This is a genomic window from Mangrovimonas spongiae (assembly GCF_003944795.1).
In the GTDB taxonomy this organism is placed as follows: domain Bacteria; phylum Bacteroidota; class Bacteroidia; order Flavobacteriales; family Flavobacteriaceae; genus Mangrovimonas; species Mangrovimonas spongiae.
Genome location: NZ_RWBG01000001.1, coordinates 34,225 through 58,360 on the forward strand (window position 1 = coordinate 34,225; position 24,136 = coordinate 58,360).

The window sequence follows — 24,136 nt, forward strand, 5'->3', positions numbered from 1 at the left end:
TGCTTACAACAATGTATTATATTAATTAACTAAATTAACCCCTATAAATAAAGGGTTTTAAAAGATTAATTAAAAAAGGGTACAACATAGGTATAACATTTTAACCAATAATTAGAAGTAATCTAAAGGCATAAAAAAACCGCTTCTAAATTAATAGAAACGGTTTTTAAAATGTATTTAAACTTAAAGTTATTAAGCAGCCGTACCAGAGCCTAAATACACACTATTTGATACTTGACTATCATCAGCAGAAACAAACGCCATAAATAGCTCTACTGTGTCTCCTGCATAGGTGTTTGGAATTGTTACCGATTGAGAACCTGCTGTTCTGTCTGCACCATCTAAAATATAAACAGATTCTTTTTTACTTGGATTGTAAACTAACAACATTGCTTTATCTGTTGCATTTGCGTTACCCTCTGCCGAGTTATCACCCCAACCAAAATCCACTTGTCCTGGTGTTGTTAAGTCAGTAGTTCCGTTTAACACTCCAGATAAAGAACCTCTACTCAATAAAGCTAAAGAATAATCGATTGTGAAGTTAGGTGCAATCCCTCCTACTGCATTATTTAACACATAAGACATTGCAGCATTAAATTCAGTTTTCTTTGTCGCAAAAGACTTGTAACCGACTTTTAAAAACTCTTTGTTTGGTTGTAAATATTCCAATGTAACCGTAAATTTATTACGTTGGTTTACTTGTCCCTCTGTTCGAGGATTCGCCACGCTTGATGGCTTAATTCTGATGTAGTCAATACCTTTCCAACTACCACCAATTACGTTACCTACTTTACCAGATAATCCGCCTAAAATTCCTTGAGAAATCTTTCCCATAATATAAAACAATTTAAAATTAAACTCCTTTGGATTTGGTACGGACTTTATATTGCTTTAAAAACTTTATTTCATTATAAATATAACGAAAATAATGCCATTTTGTTACTGTTTTAGGGCATTACAATGCCTTTGCATCAGGCTTCTTTACTTTGCATTAATTTGAAACAATTACGAATGTATGCAACTTTTAAAACTGCCATTTTATCAATGACATTTTGAAGTTCTTTTTCTTTTTTACTAATAACCTCAACCGCTTTTATGTGTTTTTGCATCTGGTCGTTTATGTTAGAAGTAGATTTTAAACCTTTTTTAAGCGTGTTTCTGCAATCATCTACAGAAATAAACGGAATAACACTACCTTTTAAATAATAAGCGTAAAAACCGCCTATTTGTAACATCATAGATAAGTGAAAAAGTGTGTTTTTATCTGTTTCGGTTTTTGTGATTACTACAAAACAGTTAGGACAAGGATTTGATAGCGGTTTTCCGCTGTTAAGTCCTTTGTTTAGGATAAAAAAATGAGGGTTTGAGTAGGTTCTTCCGATTTGGTGTGTTTTCATTTCAAAATAAGACATAGCTATCCAATTAAAAGTTCGCTACGCTCACACATATTTTTTTGAAAATGAAAAAGAAAAAAAATTAAAAAAAGAAAGCCATTCGCTTTGTGGCGTGGGTAAGGCTGTCAAGCTTTTTTTAAAAAAGTTTTTTAGGAATTTTTAATGAAATAGAAAAAGCTACAAGCAAAACGAAAAGTTGCTTTGAAGTAGTAATAAAAAGTTTTTTAAAAAACCGTAGGCTTGAGCTTTATAGCCTTAAAGCGTGGGCTGTAGAAAGCCACATATATTTGCTATCTTTTATTAATTTAATGTTATACCTGCCAATATTACTATTATAACAAGCACAATGATTACGAAAAGTTTAGTACCAAAAGAATTATCACCTTCTGGATTTTCGATTTTATTACCGTTTTCATCTAAATCGTGAGGAAAGAATAAATCAAATAAATCTTCAAACATTTGTTTCATACTCTAAATATAACTTTTCTGGGGAATTGACACTTAAAAAAATAGGTTTTAGTACCTTATTAAGCGTGGGATGAAGCGTTTGTATGGGTATTGGTTTAAATAGTTGTTTGATAAAGCAGCATTTAAATTAATACTTATACAGGACTTTTAGACAATAGCTTATTGCTTTTTTGAGGTACGATAAAAAGTAATGTGCTATGGCGTAGTACTACACTTTATAAACCTATTTTTTTATAACCGCTAACTTGGGTGGTGGGGAAAAGTGGACAATGATATTTGTTAACGAAATGAAACAAACAAAGACTTGAGGTAAGGAATACTTGGACTTAACGATGGTTTTGTGCAGCTTGAATGAGATAACTAAAATAACATAAAAATTAAAAACTAATTAATTAAATTATGAGACCTATCCAACCAGCAGAGATAGAAAATAGATTTATGCCTAAAACCGTGAACACGTATTTTTTGATTCAACCTCAATTCAAATAATGTCACATCGTCAGATAATTTATTGGAAAACTGTGTTTTAGGATAATTCTTTTTATCAATAACAGTGTAAGCTAAACCAGATTTATTTCTCTTTCTTGCAGATGCATAAACAAGTTGCCAAGTAGTATTGTGAATTAACTCGTTAAAATTCCAAAAGCTTGCCATTTCTTGATTAGACCATTCAGAAAAACATTGTGTCTTATGTTGAATATATTTCAAAGACAAAAACACATAAGCATTATTACCTACTTGTTCGAAATCTTCGAGTTTTAACGCATCTTTATTAATGTACTTATTATTACTTGTGTTTTGAGTGGCTTGTGAAGAAATAAAGCCACCTTTTTTCTTTTTCTTCTTACTCATTATTTTTTATACTTCGAGTAGAAGTCTATCATAGCTTTATCTGTAATGACATTATTCGAACGCTCATAAGGTTGTAAATCACCTCTTGCATTTAGCCAAGGATTCTCCTTATGAGTTAAGTTTTCTAGATAACTAGCAGAATGCTCACCATAAACACTTAAAACCTCCGCCAATAATTCATTGGAATCATCATCAAGTTTAGGAATTGAAAGATTGATAGATTTTGGCTTAATTTGCTCATTACGAGGTATGTAAGCAAATCTAGTGTATTGAGAAGAAAAAACAGGACCGTGTGCCCAAGCTTCTACATCTTCGTCAATTAAACGTTTACCAAAAACAGTGAGATGCCAAGCTTGACAGTAATATAATAGTTTTTGAAGTTTCAAAGGTGAAATTGTATCACCAGCTTCAGTGTCTATTTTACTTAAAATCCAATCAGATATTTGACTTGCCTTATACATAATTATTTGCAAATATACAAAAATCAATTATCATACCACTATAATACTTTTACTATAAAAAATAATTATTGATTATTAAGCTAAAACTTAAATAGTTTGTAATATTAATTATTGTTCAAAATATGGTTTAATGTTCGGAATTGAGCGTTGGAATAGCGGATATTTTACATAATACCAGTTATAGCTACAAAATGCATTATTACTGCGATAGCAAACCTTTGAAAAGTGCCGTTTGCTACTATAACTTGTATTATGTAAACATAGCTTTGGGTAGTGTTTGGTGTGAGCGTTGGCAACAGCTTTTTACTTTTTTATTGTACCTATTTATTAAAATACATAAGTTTAAATAAAACAAGTAATGTGCTGTGTGAGGGTTGGCAACCAAAAACTAAAAGCGCGTTGGCGAGCGGAACAAAATAAAAGACAGAGGATTTTGAGGTACGAAAAAACTGGGTTTTATTTTGTGGGGAAATATAATCTATCGGGCTAATTGAAGTTTTATTATCCTGTATAATACTAAAACACTTCTGTATATTGTTAGCGTAATTAATACTATTGGTACAATACATAAATAAGCATAAAATGTTTCATCTATTTTACCAATAAATAATTTTAAAAAAGATAAAACTAAAAATAGAAATAAGTAAATAAAAACTGCCCAAGTAAAAACACCAACTATTCTACCATAATGCTTACTTGAAAACAGCAACTCAATACCAGATTGACTTTTATTAACTACAGGTACTGTAGCGTTAGATGCGTTTGCATTATTCTTTTGAGTAATATTATCTTTAAATGTTACTATTATTGTTAAAGAAGCTAATACAAATCCTGCTAAAGAAATCGAAGTACTAATTAAATCAGAAAAAATAGAAGTTATTAAATCTTGATTAATGCTAATATTTAAACAAACCTTATTTAATAAAAAGTTATATACAAAGCATACAATAGCAGCGATAACAAGATCCCATAATAGTGGACGCTTTATGTATATGTTTAAAATATTTTTCACTTTGGTTATTTAAACTCTTTTGTTAATTCTTGATTCATTTTTAGCAAAATATCAGATGATATAATCACTCTTGACTTCTCTTTTTTCTCGACGTTTATTCTTGATTTAACCCATATATTTAATAAATCAAAATCTTTAATACGATTTGCTGTCTGTTCATCTTCCGCTTTTACTTTTAAAGAAGAAAAAACATTCAACAATGACTTATCTCTTCTAACTGAATCAATAATATTGAAAATTTTATCTTTAATTTTTGGTGTATCAGACAATTGTCTATAGTCGTAGTTTAATTGTAAAGTTACGTATTCTGCATCAGAAATACGCTCTGCAGTTTCGAATGCATCGAATAGCTCTGAATCAAACTCATTTATTCTTCTGACATCATCTTTATGAACTTTTGCAATAACTGAAGAAACTCTTTTAATTCTTTTTTTATAAGAATCCAGCTCATCTCTTACAAAAGGTTGGTATTCAATTTTAGTTAATACATCAAAACGATAAGAAATATTCTCTAAATAATATATAAAATCCGAAATACGTGGACCAAACTGATTAAATTCAAAAGAAAGAACTAAAGAATCATTTAAATACGATAATATGAAATGTGCTGTTTCAATAATCCCTTCATCATCAGCCGCTTCAATATCACGAATTTTATCATCTGATGTATTCATTAATTCTGGAAAACTATCCATCCTTATATTTAACAACTTACCTGATATTCTTTTCTGATTCTCATTGAAACTTAAATTCGTTATATATAAACGCTTTTCTTTATTGATAACAAATCTGTCTTTGTCTTTCGTATTAGATAAATTATTGATTGTAGAAAATATATCTATAAAATCTGATAATTCTTGACCATCATTAAATAATGGAACTATATTAAAATAGTTTATCGTACGTTTAACTTTTTTTGACGCCATTTTACGTATTTCGTTTTTAAATAGTATCTAAACCTAACTCTTTTAAATAGGTATTATGTTCATCCCTACTTGCTTTAATTTTTTTATCAACATCTACAATTTTAGTATTAACCTCTTTTAAGTTAATAATAGGCTCAGGTTTTGCTGTACTAACGTAACGAGATATATTTAGGTTGAAATCATTTTTTTCAATTTCATCCATAGAAACTCTACGTGCGTATCTTTCTATTTTTTCTGGTCTGTTTTTATAGGTATCTACTATTTCTTGAATATCATTAGGTTCTTTTGGGTCTATTGTTCCATCTACTGTACCATCACGTAATATATTTTGACGCTTTTCTTTTTTATAACGCTCACTTGCATTTATAAACAGTACATCATCTTCTTTTTTGCATTTTTTTAATACCAATATACATACTGGAATACCTGTTGAAAAAAATAGATTTGAAGGTAAGCCAATTACCGTGTCTATATTACCATCTTTCAATAATTTTTCTCTAATACGTTGTTCTGCTCCACCTCTAAATAAAACACCGTGAGGTAAAATAATAGCCATTGTACCTTCATCACTTAAAAAATGAAAACCGTGTAATAAGAAAGCAAAATCTGCTGCTGATTTAGGTGCTAAACCATAATTTTTAAAACGGAAATTTTCACCCATTGCTTCGGATGCATCCCAACGTAAACTAAATGGTGGATTTGCAACAATAGCATCAAAGGTTGTTTTTTTAGCTGGATTCATTTCATTCAATAAATCCCATTCGTTTTTTAATGTATCACCGTGAAATATTTCAAATTCTGAATCCTTTACACCGTGCAACAACATATTCATACGTGCTAAGTTGTATGTTGTTATGTTTTTTTCTTGACCGTAAATTCTACTAATTGTACCTCCTCCTTTTTCTATTTTGTCTTTTACGTTTAATAGTAAAGAACCTGAACCACAAGCAAAATCTAATACTCTATTCAGTTTTTTCTTTTTACCTGCTTTTGGATTTTGACTATCTAATGTTACTATTTCTGATAAGATTGTAGAGATTTGTTGCGGTGTATAAAACTCACCTGCTTTTTTACCTGAACCAGCTGCAAACTCACCAATTAAATACTCATAAGCATCACCAAGAGTGTCAGTATCTGTAGAAAACTCTGCAATACCTTCTGATATTTTTTGAATGATTTTACACAGTTTCTTATTTCTATCTGTATAGGTTTTACCTAGTTTTTCTGAATCTAAATTGATTTCTGAGAATAAGCCTTTAAATGAACTTTCGAACGAATCATTTTCGATATGTTTAAAGCCTTTTTGAAGGTCACGTAATAAAGCTTCATCTTGTGTACGAGCTAATTCAGAAATACTATTCCATAAATATTTTGGTTCTATAACATAATGCACTTTTCTACGCATTTGTTTTTCAAAAGGCTCTATATCATTTGGATTAGCTTCATACCAAACTGAAAGAGGTGTGCGCTTATCATCTTTATCTAAATTTGGATAATCTGAACCTAATTCTTTTTTTACTGAACCTTCATAATTATCTGATAAGTAACGTAAAAAGAGAAATGATAGCATATAATCTCGAAAATCATCTGCATTCATTGCTCCTCTTAAATCATTAGCTATATCCCAAAGTGCTTTACCTAATTGTTCTTGTTTTTGTTTTGCTGTCATTACTATTAGTACTTAAACTTATATTTAATTTGTATTTTTTGAAAAATATCTTTTAAAATATCTTCTTCATCTTCAGCCATTTTATTGAACTGAAGTTTATATGCGTTTTTATGAGATAAATGATTTATGATACTCATAGTTTCCTCTATCATTTCTTCCTCAACACCTATTTGCTTTAATGTAAAACTTATTCTACCTGTACCAAGAAAAGAAGATATATTCTCTAATAATTGTCTTAATAGAACAAAGTGATATGCAAATAATTCTGATTTAATTGCTTCATCTATAATTTGCATTAAATGAAGATGAAATAGAAAAACATCGTTTCTAACACTTTTTAACTCGAATGTATCATTGGTATTTTTTAAAATAACTGTTTTTGTTAGTTTTTTAAACTTACCGCTTTTTTCACCTCTAGTTAATCTATCTGCAAGAATTGAAAATAAACCGATATGATGTGTAGTAATAACTATATTCTTATCGAGATAATTATCTTCTACTAAATTGAAAATGGACTCAGAAGTAACATAAATATTATGCTCGTCTAAACTAGATACAGGGTCATCAATAAAAAAATGTGCATTTTGAACATCAGCAAAACCATCTACTTCAAATAGCGCTAAAAAGAAACACCAAACAAAAATTCGTTCTTCACCTCTTGATATTTTTATTGGCATTTCAGTATCGTCATCTATAAAGAATGTTATGGATTCAATACCTTTTTCTAAATCATCATAAGCATTAAACTTAAATTTATACTTCGGTTTATATAATGCTAGTTTTTCTTCTATGTTAGGTACATCAAGAAAAGAATGAAACTTATTTAAACTACTACTATTTATTGTAAGTTTTATATCTTCATTATCATTAGGTTCATCATTATCCCAAACAAACAAATCTTCACTAAAAGCATTATAATAGACACCAGAATGATTACCATCATTTTTTTCTTTAGAAACATCTTTATACGCTACAGAAAGTCTTGTTTTCCCTGTACCATTAAATGCATACATTAAAATAATGTTTTCATTTAACCCATATATTTCTTCCGCAATTTCTTTATGATTCATCTCTTATAAACTATTTGGAAATAATTGTTGCAACAAGCCTTTTTTGTGGTTTTTCAAGTTTTGAATTTTAATTTTTTGCGCTTGTATTAAGTCATCAGCACTAGAAAAGCAATCGGCTATTTTTTGTTGCTCTTTAGGGTCTTTTGGCTTTAAAATATTAAGTTTAGAGTAGACAGAAATCCAATGCCTTTTATGTGTGCTTACTTCAAATTTTAAGTTTTGAATAGTTTCAAATAAGAATTTAATATTATTATCTCCTTTAGAAAGTAAAATTTTCATTGCTGAAGACTTAGCTTTAAAAGGAAAATCCACAAACTTTGTTGCAGTAGTAAAATCATCAAAAATAATGACAGGAAGATTTTCATTAAATATCCCTTCTTTTTCATCTGTATAACCTAAAACGAAAGTTTTACCTGCTGTTAATACAGGTGTTTCAAACTTATCATCATAATCAGTACTACTAACTAAATAAGGTGTAGGCTGTAAATAATCAAGACAATTTTCTAAAGTAGTTTCTTCCCAATCTCCATCATTTTTAAATTCTGGAAAACGATATTGTGGCTTGGTTTCTCCTTTAGCTGGAAATAGTTGTTGTAATAAGCCTTTTTTGTGATCTTGTAATAATTCTAGTTTTTCTGTTTCTGCTGTTATTACATTGTCTAAGGAAGATAGACAATTGGCTATTTTTTGTTGTTCTTTATGGTTTTCTGGCTTAAAGAATGGAAAAGATAAAACAGTATCTTTTCTTAGGTTTGTTTGTTTAACACCATCATCAAAAGCTAAAAAATATTTATTTCTATTTTGAATATAAAACAGAAACAGATTATCAATATCAGTTGGTGTAATTTTACAAATACGTTGATTTACTGTATATGTATCTTCTTCATCTACATAAAAACATTTTGCAATAGCTCTACCATTTGGCACATCACTTAGCACCATCAAAATATCACCAAGATTAGCTTTTAAGTTTGCCGAATCGGAATATTTAACTACTTCACCATCTGTAGATATAAACTTAGAATTTACTACTTTATATTTACCTATTTCAGAAATTTCTTGTTCGTGAGCTTTTCCATTTTCGTAATCTGCTACATCATTTAAAGTAGTCTCTTTCCAAACTTCATCATTCTGAAACTCAGGAAAACGCAACTGAGGCACTATTTTTTGTTTTTCTTTATTCATAAGCGTTTAACCCTACTATTTCACGCCCTTGGGCTAATTTATTTAATAATGGTACTAAGTCTTCCATTAAAGCCAATTCTTTTACTCTACGGTCTTTCCAACCTAATTCTAAAGGTTCTAATAAATCGGTTAGTTTTTCACCATCAAAAATCATACGGTTCATAATTTCATTTATAAATTCATTTAGACTTTCTTCTGTGAGATTGTGCTTGTCTGCAATAGTTTGTATTTCTTTTGCTGATTTTTCATCTTTAAATTTTTGATACCCCTGACGTATGTCTTTTTCATCTAAACCATTACCAACCTCTAAAGTATTTATGTAAGCAATAATATCTTCACGTTCCTCCATCAAATTTGCACTAGAACCTAATAAATTTATTAATTCCTCACGTGTCATTTTATGCTTAGATGGTTTGTCTTGCGTGTATTTTGCTATTAAACCAATGATATAATCATAATCTATCACCGCAGAAGAAAATAATACAAATTCAAAATCTAATTGTTGTACATCTTCTGGTGCTTCATCTCCTTTTTTACGTTGTTCTACTTGTAGACGTTTTGCTGTATCTATATACACCGATTTAAACGAGCGTAAATCGTCTGTTGGCAGTAAGGCTTCAATAGTTTCAGCTTGTTCTTCCTCTAAGTCTGTATATTGGTCTAATTGTGTTTTATAACGTTGAACTTCTTTAAATACATTTATAAAACCTGCACGTGCTTCATCCCCTTTTAAATTACTTACTTCTGAAGGCGAACAGTCTAGTCCTTTAGACTCCATAAATTGGTTTAATTGTTCTACTGCCTCTTTATATTTTTCTATTACTTTAGGTGCTGCATCTACTAACCAAATTTCTTTTGCCTTTTCTATTTTAGCACCTGAGAAACGTATCATTGCTTTATTTACGTCTTCTTCCTGGTCTCTAAACACTAAAATATTACCATAAGGTTTTGTATCGTTTATAACTCTATTAGTACGAGAATAGGCTTGAATTAAACCGTGATACTTTAAATTTTTATCTACATACAAGGTGTTTAAATACTTAGAATCAAAACCAGTTAATAACATATCAACCACAATCATCACATCAATTTTATTTATGTGAGCATAATCCGCATTTGTATATTTTTGGTCTTTTATACGTTGCTGAACATCTTGATAGTATAAATCGAAATCTGCTATTCTATGGTTTGTATTGTATTGCTTATTGTAATCTGCAATAATAGTATTTAAAGCTTCTTTCTTTTTATTAGGTTCTACAGTATTATCTGCTTTTTCTTGTGGTAAATCCTCTTGTAATTGCTGAACATCTTTATTGCCTTCTGCAGGTGGTGAAAATACACAAGCTATTTGTAAAGGCTTATAATCTTCATCTTCCTTTAACTTTTCTGATTGTAGCTTTTTAAACGTTTCATAGTACTGAATAGCATCATTTATAGAAGCTGTAGCCAATACCGCATTGAAACGCCTGTAATGTGTTGCTTTATCGTGTTTCTCTAAAATTGCTTTAGTAACTGCTAACTTATGTAAATCATCACCTACCGTTACTTTTTCTTCTGGCTTAAAATAGTCAATATGAAAACGTAGTACGTTTTTATCTTCTATAGCATTGGTAATAGTATATGCGTGTAATTCTTTTTGAAAAACATCTTCTGTAGTTTTGTAAGATGCTGTTTCTCCTTCAATAGTTTTATAGGTTGCATTTTCTTCAAAAATAGGTGTTCCTGTAAAACCGAATAGCTGTGCTTTAGGAAAGAACTCTACAATAGCTTTATGGTTTTCACCAAACTGTGAACGATGACACTCGTCAAAAATAAAAACTACTCGTTTATCTTTTAGAGGTTCTAAATGTTCTATATAATTTTTATCGTTTTTAGTATCTAACGCTAAACCTAATTTTTGAATTGTTGTTACAATTACTTTATCTGCATAATCTGTAGACAACATTCTTTTGACCAATGTTTTCGTATTGGTGTTTTCTTCTACACTACCTTCTTGAAATTTATTAAATTCTTCTCTTGTTTGTCTATCTAAATCTTTTCTATCGACTACAAATAAACATTTTTCAATATCATCATTATCTTTTAAAAGTGTAGAAGCCTTAAAAGATGTTAGTGTTTTCCCACTTCCTGTAGTATGCCAAATATATCCGTTCCCCCTATCTTGTTCTATACAATCTACAATAGCCTTTACTGCATATATTTGATAAGGTCGCATTACTAATATTTTTTGCTCAGTTTCTACCAAAACCATATAGCGACTTATCATTTCACCCAAAGTACATTTGGCTAAAAATTTATCTGTAAAATCGTCTAAGTGATCTATTTTAGAATTGTCTTCTTTAGCTAAAGTATAAACAGGTAAAAATTGCTCGTCTGCATTAAAAGCAAAATGCTTGTTGTTATTATTAGAAAAATAAAAGGTTCTTGTTTTATTACTCACAATAAATAATTGCATAAAGCACATCAACGAATTGGTATATCCGTTACCTATATCATTTTTATAGTCTACTATTTGTTGCATTGCACGATTAGGACTAATCTGCAAGGTTTTTAATTCTATTTGTACTACTGGCACTCCGTTAATTAATAAAATAACATCATATCTATGATTGCTATTTTCTGTATTCATACGAAGCTGATTAATAACTTCATATTCATTTTTACACCAATCTTTAATATTTACTAATGTGTAATGTAAAGGTGTATCATCCTCTCTAATAAATGTATTTCTTTTTCTTAAATGATTAGAAGATTTAAATACATCTGGATTTATTATTTCGGTTAGTAATTTATCAAATTCAGTATCTGTTAACTTAACTCTATTCAACGCTTCAAACTTTTCTCTAAAGTTTAACTCTAAAGCTTCTTTAGTTCTTATATCAGGACGATAGGTATATTTTAAATCTGATAATCTTTCGATTAATTCTTCTTCTATTTGCTGTTCTTTTGTCATTAATACTTACAGAGTAATTTGAATTGTTAAAAATATAAATATAATATGGTTAAATACAAGTATTTTCCGATATACTTTTTACCCCTGTTTTAGGGTATATTACAAGTTGTAAAATGTTAATTATTTAAACTACTTTGAATTTGTGTATTTAACTTATAAAAAACCTTGTTTTGAAAGTCTGTGTTATCTAAATCTCTCATTAGTTTTAAATAGATTTTACGCTCTTTTTTATACGTATGAGGATGTTGTTTTCTGATACTTTCCTTAATCTTAAAATCGCTCATTGAAGCTACTATACGCTTTTCTTTTATTGTTAATTTTGATAAATCTACCTGAGCTTCTTTTTCAATCTTCTGATATCTGTTTATTAAAATATCACAAAGCTTTTTGTACTTAATTTTATCAATTAAATCAGCAACTGTAGTAATACCAACATTATTGGTTTTGTTATTAAAGAATTTTGTTTTTCCTTCAATTTCATATCTAAAATAAGGTTTCCCTATATTGATTTTATCTTTACATTGGGCTTGAAAGGTTTTATCATATGCTTTTATGTAATAATCGTTTAAATGAAATTTAGAACCATAAATTTTATTTTTCTCATACATTGGTTTTGGCGGTTTCCCCATATAAAACTTCCATTCGTTATATGCTTTTTGCGCATCTTCTTCTATAACTACACCAACCGCTAATCTTGTTACTACTGCTTCATAAATATTAAAAGGCACTAATTGATTTAGCTTAGAAAAAGCATCTAACACTTGACTATAAGAAAATGTTTGATAATTATTATTCATATAAAAACATTGCAAAGAGTTTTTAATATAAATTTTATCTCCTTTAAACACCAACCTTAAATTCCCTATATATGTATAATAGCAACTTAAATAATTATGCTTATTAATAATGGGATGCCACTTTAAATTTAACCAACTTAATGTTTCATTTTTTTGATTTACAAAATCTATAGGTATATTTTTTACTTGATGATGAAGATGTAATGTGTCAAAACACATTTATCGTCTGTTGTTTTTAAAGGCTTTTCTATAATTATTATCTAAAAGCTTTTGAACATCACTCATTCGATAATAAATTTTAGAACCTATCTGCGAGAATGATATCACACCTTCATCTCGCCAAGTTTGAGCAGTTCTTTTACTAATATTCATTAATAATAAAAACTCTTGATTGTCTAAAAATGTGTCTTGAGGTTTCTTTTGTTTTTCCTCTAATTGTCTGTTTAAATCATCTAAACGACTAACTAAATCATTGTACTGTTGGGTGCTTAAAATTACTGCTTCCATTTACTTAATTTTTAATGTTACTAATTATTTCTGTAACAAATATTAAGCTCTGGATAGGTACTTATAAGGCTGACCTTATAAGACCTTTTATTAGCTGTATTTTAATGAAGTGGATTGTTTTTTATGTATTGTTTTGCCTTTTTATGATAGTCGTCTGATGTATTTGACCAATCTAATTTTGATTTTAATTCTAAATTAATTTGATTAGCAATTATATCACATAATCTTTTTAAACTCAATTTTGGAATGATATGCTCTTCTCTTAACGCTTCAATTACACCTCTTACTGTTCCTTTGCTTCTGTCACCTAAATTATATACACCATCCTTTGTAATTGCTAAATCTTCAAGTATTTTTAAAATATAATCTTGCTTCTCTTGAGTTACAAATGTTTTAAAACTATCTGTTTCTTTTTCTAATATTAAAGATTCTGTTTTGTTAGGTAATAAAGTGACAGGTAGTATTTGAACTGTTTCTTTTATAAATTCGGCTTCAATAGACAAAAACTCTTTAAATAGATTTGGGTATTTATCTTCTTTGTCTTTAAAATCCTTTTTTCTGCCTAAAAAGCTTCTAAACTTTAACTCTCTATGTCTTAACTCTTTTAATCGGCTTTGTATATATAACACCTTATTATTTGGTTCTGCATTATCTAAAACACCCTGTAATCGTGTTATACTTTTCTCAAATATTCGACTATACTTCTCACGATGATTATAAAAATGAATATCTAATGGCAATGAAGTGGTATACATTTCTTTAAAAAAAGAATCCATTGCTTCATCTAATTCAATTGATAATTCTTTATCTAATACCATATCCTTAGTTAATGATAAAATCATTAAATGTGAACCAGTATCCTTTTTGAAGTAGATAGTTTTAGAATCAAAAAATTCATTAAAAGTCAATGAAATATGCCAACTAATATTTTGTAAAATGTATGCTTCTTTTAAGTTCTTTAAATATTCTTGTTCTTCATTATTAAATAATGCATTAATCTTAAAATCTGATATTAGCGGATTTTTATTTTCATCCCTTAATAGATAAAAAATTTGCTTTTCTTCAATAGCATTATATTTATCTATCTGCTTTTCAAATTCATTCCTTAAATAGTTACGAATCTCTTTTTTACTTTTTGTCGAATTAAATACAAAGTCTTGTATCTTATCAATTATAGGTTGAATTTCATTTTCTGCTTCCTTAATTTTTTGATTTAACAAATCTTCCCAAACAGGATATTTAAAAGGTGCTTGAATAGATTTACCTTTAACTACATCTCTTAACCAAGACAAAAAGACATCAAGCGTGTAAAACACGATATACTCATTACTAAATAGTGTTTTTGGCTCACTTGACAATTTAGTTAATACTTTGCCTATTGTTGATGGATTTAAGCGTCTAAACTCTATTCTGTCGTTAAAAAAAGATGGGTAATTATATAATAACAATTCATCGTTAAAACTATCTATATCAAAACCTTTAAAAGCAAAAAGTTTAGATAGTATTCGTTTTATTTCTTTAGCATCATTTAAAGATTCTATTAAATCTTCTTCAAGTATTTGAATCTGCTGATTAAGAAACTCTAAAGGCTCATCTATGTTAGAACAATATTCTTGATGATTTTTCACTAATAATTCAACCTCATAAGAAACTACTTTTATAAGCTTATCAGATTGCCAAGTAACCATTTTATAATAGTCCTCTTTTTCTATATTATACTGGTTATCAAACGTAATCAGATATTTACATTCCTTACCAGATAAAAAATCATTATAAGTAAATTTTGGTATTTGCTTTTTTAAATCACTAACTCTTTGATGTGTTAAGTAGTTTATCTTACCTAAATAAACAGCTTCTTTTAATTCTGCAAATTCATCTACATTCAATAAAAAATGTCTACTTGAAAATTGTGAAAGTAACCAATCCACCGAACTATGATTTTTTATATAGTATGGGTGTTTATTTTCATCTATTAAATTCTTAACTCTTTCCTCTTCGGCTATAAGAAACTTAAATTTTTCAAAGTGTTCCAGATTCTTAATCTTACTTAAAACGTTAGTTTTAAAATCCTCTTCTGCTTTTTGTACTGCCTGAGAATGAATGGTATCAAATTGAGCTTTTAAAATAGTATTGATTGGTTTATTAATCATATTCTAATTGATGTATTTATCTACTGCGTTATCTAATTCACTACCTATTATTTTTGCATATACTTGCGTAATACCAATATCGGAATGATCCATTAATTTAGAAACGTGTTCTATACGCATACCATTGTTTAATGCTCTGGTAGCAAATGTATGGCGGCTTATATGGAAAGATAAATTAAACGGTAATTCTAATTCTTTACCTATTCTACTTAAATACATATTACTTAACGAAATTGCTCTATTGGTTATTAAACTTCTATGTTCTCTATTTTTAAAATATAACTCGTCAACTTTTGCAAATGGAAAAATTATATCATTTTGCTTTTGGTCTTGGGTTTTGTATTTCTCTAAAATACCAACCGCTTTTTGACCTATTTTTATACTGTGCTGTCTTTTGGTTTTTCTTATCGTTTTTGTGATTCTATGATTATTACTATCATAGTTTTTCCATTGTAATTCGATAACATCGCCAAAACGTAACCCACCAGAAAAAACAGAAAAGATAAACATATCTTTGATAACTTGTGCTTTATGTTCTTGTGGCACTTCTAAATTCATAAAAGCTTCAAACTGCTCTTCGTTTAAATAACGCTTTGTAGTCTTGTTTTTCTTTACTTTAAACTTTGTAAAAGGTGCAAGTTCATTAGATATTAAATCTTCGCTTTTGGCTTCTCTAAACATTAAGTTTAGGATTCTAAACGCATAATTTATAGTTGTGTTATTGTTGCCTAATTTAGAACTGCAATGTGAAGCATAATTTTTTAGAGTTGTTGCTGTGATATCATCAAACATTATTTCACGATGCCCTATAAACCTTTCAAACTTTTCTATGTTGTTTTTATAGCTTCTATAAGTAGATAGTGTAACAGTATCTTTAAGCTTCTCGCATCTATCATAAGCAAACTCAAAAAAGTTAATTAAGGGTTTACCCTTAATAGCTTCTTTTATTCTTCTTGCTGATGTAGATTGATTTCTTCTTTCAAGGTCTGCAATCTCGCCTTCTGCATCTGCTATCTTTTTAGAGATGTACGCATTTAGTCTTGTAGAGCTTTTATGATTCTTCTTGACTTTTTGCTTATCTTCATCCCATTCATTCGGTTGTAGTTTTACACTTAATGAAATGAATTTAGTTTTTCTGTTTTTGATTACTCGTAAATAAAGCGGTGCAAGTCCTGCTTTATCTATCTTGTTTTTTCTTAAAACTACTTTAATTGAAGACATAAAACTCTGGTTTTTAAGCTGTGCAATTGGGTGCAACGTGTTACTAAGGTACAACAAAGGGTACAACAAACCTAACATTTAGTAGCATTTTATTGCATTAATTTGCATTATCTAAAAACACAAAACCCTTATAAATAAAGGGTTTAAAAGCAATTTGATAAAAATGAGAGATAATACTATATAACAATGTATAACCGCAATTACGGCAGATTCGACTGCGTCCGAATCCACTCGGAATTGCTAACGCCAGTTCTTAACCGAAAATTATTAACTTTAATCCCGTAACTGACGGTTATACGAGACCGTTAGGCACAATTTGAAAAATGACCGAATTACAAGATAAATTAATTGAGGAACTTCAAAATTTAACTGACCTTTTGGACAAATATGACGTGAAAAATTGGTCTCTGACTTTTTCGAAAATTCAAAAAATGATTGACAACGGAGACAAGCGTGGAATTGACTCTCTTAAAAATGTGCGCGGAGGAATGGGAAGCTTTACGGATTTAGTAATCTGCCAAATAAACGGACATCGGATAATGAAAAATGAAGAGGACTATGCGAATACTGAATTAATAAGATTGGGAAATCTAGTGTTTAATACAGCGGACAAACTAAATCGAGAAATAAATAAAAACAGTGCCTAACAACGTGTAACACGTATTGCTTCTGATTTTCCTTTCGGAAAATCCTCGCAAACGCAAAATGTCTTATTTTTTAACTAACTTTACTACCTAACACCGCAACACTCGTTACACAAACCCGTTAGCAAACATTTGAGTGAAAAATTGGAAAGAATACATAGAATCAACATTTAACCCGATTTCTGACTTCAAAATTGAGGACAAAACTCAAGTTGAAGAAATTGGAATTTATAGTTTAACTCACAATTTGACCGAAACAAGATTTGACTTTATATATCCTGACGAGGATTGGAAAAAAATCGGAGATGTCCAATTCTATAATCCTAAAACGAAAGGTTGGTCTGGAGAATTTTGGGAAGCGGAATTTAACGAAACGGAAAAGCAACGACTGAATGAATTTCTTAAACCTGCATTTGAAAAAGGTTGGTCGAGTAAGGATTTTTACTTATTCGGAAAACACTATCAGTCAAAAGTGTATTGGAATAAAAACTTTGACGGAAAAGATTTCGGTTATTATACTGGATTTGGTTGCTTATGGTTTGTTTTGTTCCCCTTTTTATGGCTTTCGACCAAACTAATGGAACTGAATTTAATAAGTGGAATGGAAAAAATAATTATTGAACCGACAAATAAAAACGTTTGCTAACAACAGCTATAGTTCATTGCTTCTGACTTTCCTCTCGGAAAGTCCTCGCAAATTTGCTATCTTTGGTTCTACAGCGGAAAATCCTCTGCGGATTTCCCGCAACAAGCCATACACAAACCCGTTAGGGCACATTAGAAAAAATGAAGTACATAACATTAACCATAGGATTATTTATCATCAATTTTGCGTTTGGACAACATTTATATCCTGAAAAATATGATGATTGTAAATTGAGTAGATTTTGCTTGGATTGTGGCGACACTAAAGCGGAACCACCGAAAGATTTCGTTGCGGAATTTCTTTCCAATCTTAACGAAAAGTCTCTGAAAAAAATTAAAGGTTCAATTGAAGTTCAAGTTTTAGTTGACTCAATCGGAAAACCCTGTTTATTAAGTGCTAAGAATGAGACAAATATCAATTCTAAAAAGTTGAGATTGCAAGATGGAATTAGCAGTACGGATAAATGGTCACCTGCAATAAGCGAAAATGTGGCAGAATCAGCTTCAGTTTCTTTGCTTTTAATTTTTGATAATGGTCTAAAGTCAATTCAAAGACGAGAATTTAACACTAAAAACCAATCAAATATGAAATCGGTTGGAACACCAGAAGTTAAGGGTTCGAGAGCTTCAAAACTTTCCGAAAGTTGGACAGTTTTCAATCAACGAAATTCAAAATTACCTTGGGACATGTCGAGAGCTGTTTTCACAGACAAAGACGGAATAGTTTGGATTGGCACAGATAATGGTTTGGTAAAAATGACTGATGGAACAATGGAGGTTTTCGATACTCATAACTCTGGCTTGAAATCAGAAATGTATAATAAAAGCGAAACAGTAAGTATTCGAGATGCAACAGTAGACAAACTAAATAACAAATGGTTAATAGCCAATTGGGATGCTTATAAATATGACGGTAAAAATTGGACAGTGTTTGATTCAATTAATTCACCAATAAATTGGGCGAGAAAATTATTTGTGGATAATTCAAATAACGTGTATTTCACCTCTTGGCGAGGAGTTTCAAAATACGATGGCGATAAGTGGACAACAATAGATACATCTAATTCAAAACTGCCATCAAATAAAACTCTTGGAGTATTTGTAGATAGTAAAGAGAGAGTTTGGATTGGTACTTTTAATGGAAACATAAGAATTGACGCAGACAAAACAGTTGAATACAATAATTCCGATTCTCCACTAAAAGAAGGTTCAATTTCAAAAATGTACGAAGATAAAGATGGAAATCTTTGGTTTGACCTTTATAATGATGATGATAAGTCAAAAGCAGGAATGTTTGTTTTAAGAAGAAATGGAGAATGGGAATCTTTAAAACCAAAAAACTCTGAACTTTTCACTAAAAATAGTATTAACGACTTCCTTTTGGATGAAGATAAAAATATACTATGGATTGCACTAAATAGTGTTGGGCTAATAAAATATGACATCAACAATGACAAATGGGAAACCTACACGAATGAAAACTCTAATATTCCGAGTATTCACGTAATGCAATTGACTAAAGATAAAAATGGAACAATTTGGGGAGCAACATTTGCAGGTTTAATTAAACTGAACGAAAAATAACGTGCCCTAACAACGGCTATAAGCAATTGGGGCGAAAGTGATAAAACAAAAGTATAAACATATAACAAAGGTCGGTGCTAAACCGAAAAGTTAGGGCTTAAAATTCCCAACTGCTCATAGCCCAACCGTTGTGCATAATATTGACAAACAAAACGCTGAATGAAAAAAACTATATTCTTAATTGGAATATTTCTGCTAATCGGAATTAAAATCAATGCGCAGGAATTGACTTGTGAAAACTTTAAAATCGGACAATTTTATATTCCTGAAACACCTGAAATGGCAAAATATACAATCGTTGAAAATGACAGTATTTCAGAATTTTCACCAGAAAGAGACAAAACGGTAAAAAAATACATTGTAATCCGAGAAAAAGGAACTCAAATAGAATGGAAAAACGGAATTGGAAACGGAAATCCTGAATATGAAATAATTGAGTGGATTGACAACTGTACATACCGACTGACTTATGACTCTTCAAAATCGGAATTGGACGAAGGGAAAAAATGGGTGAATGATAATAACGGAATTGTTGTCTCGAAAACCAAAATTGAAAATAAATGTCTGTATTACACAGCAACTATGACAACAAATGATGGACAAAAAATTTCGCAAGATGGAATAATATGCAAGGAATAAAATACTATGCACAACAAAGAACTGAGTTAAAAACCAAACAATTTTAGTTTAATTTAGAAACAAAATTCTCATCATAGGGTAATCCACTTTTCGCAACAGCAAAGGCTTGTTTGAGTAGCTTATTTGCTACTGCAATAAGCGCTAGCTTTTTACTCTTGCCCTTGGCTACCAATCGATCAAAAAGCATCTTACATGCCTTATTGTATTTACAAGCCGAAAAGGCTGCTAAAAACAAAAGGTTACGCAATTTCTTGTTGCCTACTTTACTAATCCTACTGCGCCCTCTTACACTACTCCCAGACACTCTAATGGTCGGGGTGATACCAACATAACTACATAGTTGTGAGGCTGTTTCAAATTTCTTAAAACCATCGGTCACCACTATTAAAAATAAGGCTGTCTTCATACCTATTCCTGGTATGCTTTGCAACAAGGTTAGTTGATGTTGTTGATCCTCTTTTACAAGTTCTAGCAAGCGAGCTTCCAATACAGCCATCTCTTTGTTTAAATGATTTAAATCTCTCTGCAATGATTGGTAAACGACTGCTGAGGGAACTCCTAATGCCTTTTCTCCATGAATCTTGTTCTTTGTCGCAGTACGCTTTTTCTGGTAACTATCCAACAACCTAAAGAGCTGTAAACATTCGGCATGTACCGAGGTCAAGGCATTGTACAACGGAACTTCATTCTGTTTACCATACGCACATATCGCTTTTGCATCACTCTTATCGGTCTTTACCTTAGCTAATTTCATCTGAATAAAACGTTTTATAGACAAGGGATTTACTACGGAGACATAAACGCCCTCTTTATCTAAAAATTGAGCTAATCGGTAATGGTAATAGCCCGTCGCTTCCATAACCACTAAAGCGGTTCTTGGTAAAGACTTTACAAATAACCTAAAGCCTTTTACAATGTTGGAAAACTGAATATGACCCCCAGATTCACTGTAAACATCAAACACTGACTTACTAATGTCTATACCATAAATTTTTCTATCTTTATCCATAAGAACTGATTTGGAAAGGACATTCTACTTACATTTCAACAACTTAAAATCGAGATCTAGGTCTCACAGAACTGAACGAAATCTTAGTAGAAAAAGAGAGAGGGTTATCATTGTTGTCGAAGTCAAGGCTTCACCGTGTATACTAACCTTATTTCTCTCTTTTGTTCTTTCTGATTTATACTCTAAATTTAATGGATTGTAAACTTAAGACGTGTATAGCTCATTGCAATGAATTCCTAATCGGAATTCATTGCAATTTACTATCTTTCGGTCACGGCGGAAAATCATAGCTGATTTTCCGCAACGAAACCATAGTCAAAACCGTTGGTAGTAATATGAACTAATCCCAATCAGAGTCTTCTAAAGTGAAGATTTTGCTTACTTCGATTTCAAAAATTTTAGCTAATCTCAAAGCTAAAACCGTTGACGGAACATATTTCCCTAATTCCATTGCATTTATTGTTTGCCTGCTGACTTTTGCCTGTTTTGCTAATTCTGCTTGTGTAATATTCTTTTTCGCTCTTTCAACTTTAATACTATTCTTCATAATAAGCTGATTTTTTTAGTTTGTAAATTTGCCAATTAAATCTAACTATAAAAAACAGCAAGACTGTGAACATATTAAATATCATAACCCATAAAAAATACAAACCATAAACGAACAAAAATGATAATAAAAGAATGGCATAATTGAAATAAACAGCCCAAACCAAAGACTCTAATCTAATTTTAGAAATATACTCATCTTCCGATTTTTCTTCTGAAAAAGCAACTAATAATGAACTGATAATAATCAAAACACCTAGAATCTCATTTAAAACATTATTATTAACCATTCTGAAAGCTCTTTTACTATCACTAAGTATTTCACCTACAAAAACTGCAGGAACATTAAAATCTAAAAAACTTGGCTCACATTCATAAATAAGTGTTATTAAACCAATAATTGCAGAAGGAATGAGAATAAACCACCCAATTCTTTTAAACTTATTCGGAAATAAAAAATTTAGTTTCATAATAAACAGATTTGAATTTACACAAATGTAAAACAAACAAGCCTATTTGACAAACAAACTTTACTTTTAGTAAAACAAACACTACTTTATATAATGTATATAATTCATTGCTAGTTAAAACCTACTTACAAAAATCCTCGCAAACGCTTAATGTCATATTTTTAATTAACTTTACTACCACTCGTTACACAAAACCGTGGTACATTTTGAAAAAACAACCATCTAAAAATTGAAAATATGATATTAGTAGCGATTATTTTTATAATTCTTGGCATTTTAATTAAGCACGGAAAAATGTATTTTTTAATTGCTGGTTACAACACAATGACAGCTGAAAAGAAAGCAAAATATAACATTAGCGAAATTGCAACACTTATGAGAAATGTAATGTTTGCAATGGCTTTTTTAATACTATTAGGATACTTTGTTTCAAACTGGTTAAACAAACCAAATCTTGAAATGATTTTTATGTTTATTGCCATTTTAATTGGACTACCATATCTTCTTATTAAAGCTAATTCAAACAAGTATAAAATTAAACAGACGAAAAAATGAGGATTATTTTTACTCTTTTGTTATGTTCTCTTTATTCAATTACATCATTTTCTCAAAATTATGTTGGAAATTGGATTGGCGAAATATCCATTCCAAACGGTAAATTAGATTTTGCCTTCAAAATCACAAAACATGGAGGCAATTATAACGCTACAATGGATATTCCACAACAGGGATTAAATGCAGCAAAAGCGGAATCTGCAATACTAAAAGACACGATATTAACAATAGCTTTCCCAAATTTTAATTTAGAATACAAAGGGAGTTTAAATGCCAACGATGAAATAATTGGAAATTTGTTTAAAGGTGGCTACCCTGCTCCCTTAAACTTAAAGCGTGGAGAAATTATTCTAAACAGACCGCAAGAACCAAAACCACCATTCAATTATTATTCAGAAGATGTTACTTTTAAAACTTCTGATAATTTAAAATTAGCAGGAACCCTAACTCTTCCTAAAGAGAAGGGGAAATTTCCTGTAGTTATCATAATAAGTGGCACTGGTCCTCAAAATAGAGACGGAGAAATGTTTAATCATAAACCGTATTATGTTATTGCCGACCAACTCACAAAAAACGGAATTGGTGTATTGAGGTTTGATGAACGCGGTGTTGGAAAATCAAAAGGAAACTTCGATACCACCACAATTGCTGTATCAGCTTCCGATATCAAATCGGCTATTAATTACCTAAAAACAAGAACAGATGTAAATGTTAAAAAAATAGGATTGATTGGTCATAGTATTGGAGGTATTGTTGCACCAAAAGTGGCCTCAGAAATTAACGATATTAATTTCATTGTTCTAATGGCTGCTCCTGGAGTTAATGGCGACAAGTTAATGCTGTCGCAAAAAGCAGCTTTGGAAAGAACTATGGGAATGAATGAGCTTCAAATTGCACAAGGACAAGAATTAGTGAAAGGTGCCTATGACATTGTAGTTAGCACTAATCTTGATAATCAAGTCCTAAAAGACAGCCTAAATTCATTTTACATAAACAAGTACGGTAAAATGTTTCCTGAAAACCAAAGAATAGGATTGGTTAACCAAATTACAAAAAATGAAATCTTGAGCTTAATTAGATCAAAACCTTCAGAGTATTTAGAAAAAGTTGCGTGTCCTGTTTTAGCTATAAATGGAAATAAAGATTTTCAAGTGCCTTCAAAAGAAAATCTAAATGCTATAAAAATGGCCACTAAAAAAAGTGGAAACAAAAATGTAAAGACAGTAGAATTTGAAAATTTAAATCACCTATTCCAAAAATGCAATACAGGAATGTCTTCTGAATATTCCCAAATTGAACAAACAATAGCACCAGAAGTTTTGGATTTAATAACTAATTGGGTAAAAGAACAAATTGAATAAAAAACTGTAAAACGCCAT

24 protein-coding genes are annotated in these 24,136 nt (G+C 30.1%); 6 read left to right on the top strand and 18 right to left on the bottom strand.

The window, feature by feature from the left end:
* Positions 1–192: 192 nt before the first annotated feature.
* From EJA19_RS00170 to EJA19_RS00235, 15 genes are all read right to left on the bottom strand, one after another.
* Entirely contained in the window at positions 193–834 is a 642-nt protein-coding gene (locus EJA19_RS00170; RefSeq protein ID WP_125466319.1) for a DUF6266 family protein, read from the bottom strand.
* A 137-nt stretch (positions 835–971) separates the two neighbouring features.
* A complete protein-coding gene (locus EJA19_RS00175; RefSeq protein WP_125466320.1) occupies positions 972–1,412 on the bottom strand; it encodes a DUF6943 family protein in 441 nt (146 codons plus the stop codon).
* Positions 1,413–1,694: 282 nt separating this feature from the next.
* Entirely contained in the window at positions 1,695–1,862 is a 168-nt protein-coding gene (locus EJA19_RS12690; protein WP_158611336.1) for a hypothetical protein, read from the bottom strand.
* A gap of 384 nt (positions 1,863–2,246) precedes the next feature.
* Complete coding sequence (locus EJA19_RS00180) at positions 2,247–2,714, bottom strand: hypothetical protein (RefSeq protein ID WP_125466321.1); 468 nt, start codon at positions 2,712–2,714, stop codon at positions 2,247–2,249.
* A complete protein-coding gene (locus tag EJA19_RS00185; RefSeq protein WP_125466322.1) occupies positions 2,714–3,175 on the bottom strand; it encodes a Panacea domain-containing protein in 462 nt (153 codons plus the stop codon). Before EJA19_RS00185 ends, EJA19_RS00180 begins: the two co-directional genes overlap by 1 nt.
* A gap of 478 nt (positions 3,176–3,653) precedes the next feature.
* The gene (locus EJA19_RS00190; RefSeq protein WP_125466323.1) at positions 3,654–4,187 is read right to left on the bottom strand and encodes a hypothetical protein; all 534 of its coding nucleotides are present in this window, start codon (positions 4,185–4,187) and stop codon (positions 3,654–3,656) included.
* Positions 4,188–4,192: 5 nt separating this feature from the next.
* The gene (locus EJA19_RS00195) at positions 4,193–5,113 is read right to left on the bottom strand and encodes a hypothetical protein (protein ID WP_125466324.1); all 921 of its coding nucleotides are present in this window, start codon (positions 5,111–5,113) and stop codon (positions 4,193–4,195) included.
* 16 nt (positions 5,114–5,129) lie between these two features.
* Positions 5,130–6,782 (bottom strand): type I restriction-modification system subunit M, encoded by a 1,653-nt coding sequence (locus tag EJA19_RS00200; RefSeq protein ID WP_125466325.1) that lies wholly within the window; start codon positions 6,780–6,782, stop codon positions 5,130–5,132.
* Between the two features lie 5 nt (positions 6,783–6,787).
* On the bottom strand, positions 6,788–7,852 hold the full coding sequence (locus EJA19_RS00205; protein WP_125466326.1) for an AAA family ATPase: 1,065 nt from the start codon (positions 7,850–7,852) through the stop codon (positions 6,788–6,790).
* A gap of 3 nt (positions 7,853–7,855) precedes the next feature.
* Positions 7,856–9,037 (bottom strand): restriction endonuclease subunit S, encoded by a 1,182-nt coding sequence (locus EJA19_RS00210; RefSeq protein WP_125466327.1) that lies wholly within the window; start codon positions 9,035–9,037, stop codon positions 7,856–7,858.
* On the bottom strand, positions 9,030–11,990 hold the full coding sequence (locus EJA19_RS00215; protein ID WP_125466328.1) for a type I restriction endonuclease subunit R: 2,961 nt from the start codon (positions 11,988–11,990) through the stop codon (positions 9,030–9,032). Before EJA19_RS00215 ends, EJA19_RS00210 begins: the two co-directional genes overlap by 8 nt.
* Before the next feature lie 116 nt (positions 11,991–12,106).
* Positions 12,107–12,787: a hypothetical protein gene (locus EJA19_RS00220; RefSeq protein ID WP_125466329.1), complete on the bottom strand. Its 681-nt coding sequence runs from the start codon at positions 12,785–12,787 to the stop codon at positions 12,107–12,109.
* Positions 12,788–13,006: 219 nt separating this feature from the next.
* Positions 13,007–13,294, bottom strand: coding sequence for a helix-turn-helix domain-containing protein (locus EJA19_RS00225; protein WP_125466330.1), 288 nt, complete (start codon positions 13,292–13,294; stop codon positions 13,007–13,009).
* Positions 13,295–13,395: 101 nt separating this feature from the next.
* Positions 13,396–15,444 carry a hypothetical protein gene (locus EJA19_RS00230; RefSeq protein WP_125466331.1) on the bottom strand — a complete coding sequence of 683 codons (2,049 nt, stop codon included), beginning with the start codon at positions 15,442–15,444 and terminating at the stop codon, positions 13,396–13,398.
* Between the two features lie 3 nt (positions 15,445–15,447).
* Positions 15,448–16,665 carry a site-specific integrase gene (locus tag EJA19_RS00235; RefSeq protein ID WP_125466332.1) on the bottom strand — a complete coding sequence of 406 codons (1,218 nt, stop codon included), beginning with the start codon at positions 16,663–16,665 and terminating at the stop codon, positions 15,448–15,450.
* A 323-nt stretch (positions 16,666–16,988) separates the two neighbouring features.
* On the opposite strand from EJA19_RS00235, the gene EJA19_RS00240 reads away from it, so the two are divergent.
* The 4 genes from EJA19_RS00240 to EJA19_RS00255 all read left to right on the top strand — a co-directional run bounded on the left by EJA19_RS00240 (position 16,989) and on the right by EJA19_RS00255 (position 20,177).
* The gene (locus EJA19_RS00240) at positions 16,989–17,312 is read left to right on the top strand and encodes a DUF6966 domain-containing protein (protein ID WP_125466333.1); all 324 of its coding nucleotides are present in this window, start codon (positions 16,989–16,991) and stop codon (positions 17,310–17,312) included.
* Positions 17,313–17,445: 133 nt separating this feature from the next.
* Entirely contained in the window at positions 17,446–17,955 is a 510-nt protein-coding gene (locus EJA19_RS00245) for a hypothetical protein (protein WP_125466334.1), read from the top strand.
* Between the two features lie 140 nt (positions 17,956–18,095).
* Positions 18,096–19,538, top strand: coding sequence for a ligand-binding sensor domain-containing protein (locus tag EJA19_RS00250; protein WP_125466335.1), 1,443 nt, complete (start codon positions 18,096–18,098; stop codon positions 19,536–19,538).
* A 279-nt stretch (positions 19,539–19,817) separates the two neighbouring features.
* Positions 19,818–20,177, top strand: coding sequence for a hypothetical protein (locus tag EJA19_RS00255; protein ID WP_125466336.1), 360 nt, complete (start codon positions 19,818–19,820; stop codon positions 20,175–20,177).
* Positions 20,178–20,220: 43 nt separating this feature from the next.
* On the opposite strand, the gene EJA19_RS00260 is transcribed toward EJA19_RS00255, so the two are convergent.
* The 3 genes from EJA19_RS00260 to EJA19_RS00270 all read right to left on the bottom strand — a co-directional run bounded on the left by EJA19_RS00260 (position 20,221) and on the right by EJA19_RS00270 (position 22,202).
* A complete protein-coding gene (locus EJA19_RS00260) occupies positions 20,221–21,186 on the bottom strand; it encodes an IS110 family RNA-guided transposase (protein WP_125466337.1) in 966 nt (321 codons plus the stop codon).
* Between the two features lie 340 nt (positions 21,187–21,526).
* The gene (locus EJA19_RS00265) at positions 21,527–21,733 is read right to left on the bottom strand and encodes a helix-turn-helix transcriptional regulator (RefSeq protein ID WP_125466338.1); all 207 of its coding nucleotides are present in this window, start codon (positions 21,731–21,733) and stop codon (positions 21,527–21,529) included.
* Positions 21,723–22,202, bottom strand: a complete 480-nt coding sequence (locus tag EJA19_RS00270; protein WP_125466339.1) for a hypothetical protein — start codon at positions 22,200–22,202, stop codon at positions 21,723–21,725. The genes EJA19_RS00265 and EJA19_RS00270 overlap by 11 nt, the downstream gene beginning before the upstream one ends.
* Before the next feature lie 237 nt (positions 22,203–22,439).
* Between EJA19_RS00270 and EJA19_RS00275 the strand changes: the two genes are divergently transcribed.
* Both EJA19_RS00275 and EJA19_RS00280 read left to right on the top strand, forming a co-directional pair.
* A complete protein-coding gene (locus tag EJA19_RS00275) occupies positions 22,440–22,757 on the top strand; it encodes a DUF3784 domain-containing protein (protein ID WP_125466340.1) in 318 nt (105 codons plus the stop codon).
* A complete protein-coding gene (locus EJA19_RS00280) occupies positions 22,754–24,118 on the top strand; it encodes an alpha/beta hydrolase family protein (RefSeq protein WP_125466341.1) in 1,365 nt (454 codons plus the stop codon). The genes EJA19_RS00275 and EJA19_RS00280 overlap by 4 nt, the downstream gene beginning before the upstream one ends.
* The last annotated feature ends 18 nt before the right edge of the window (positions 24,119–24,136 follow it).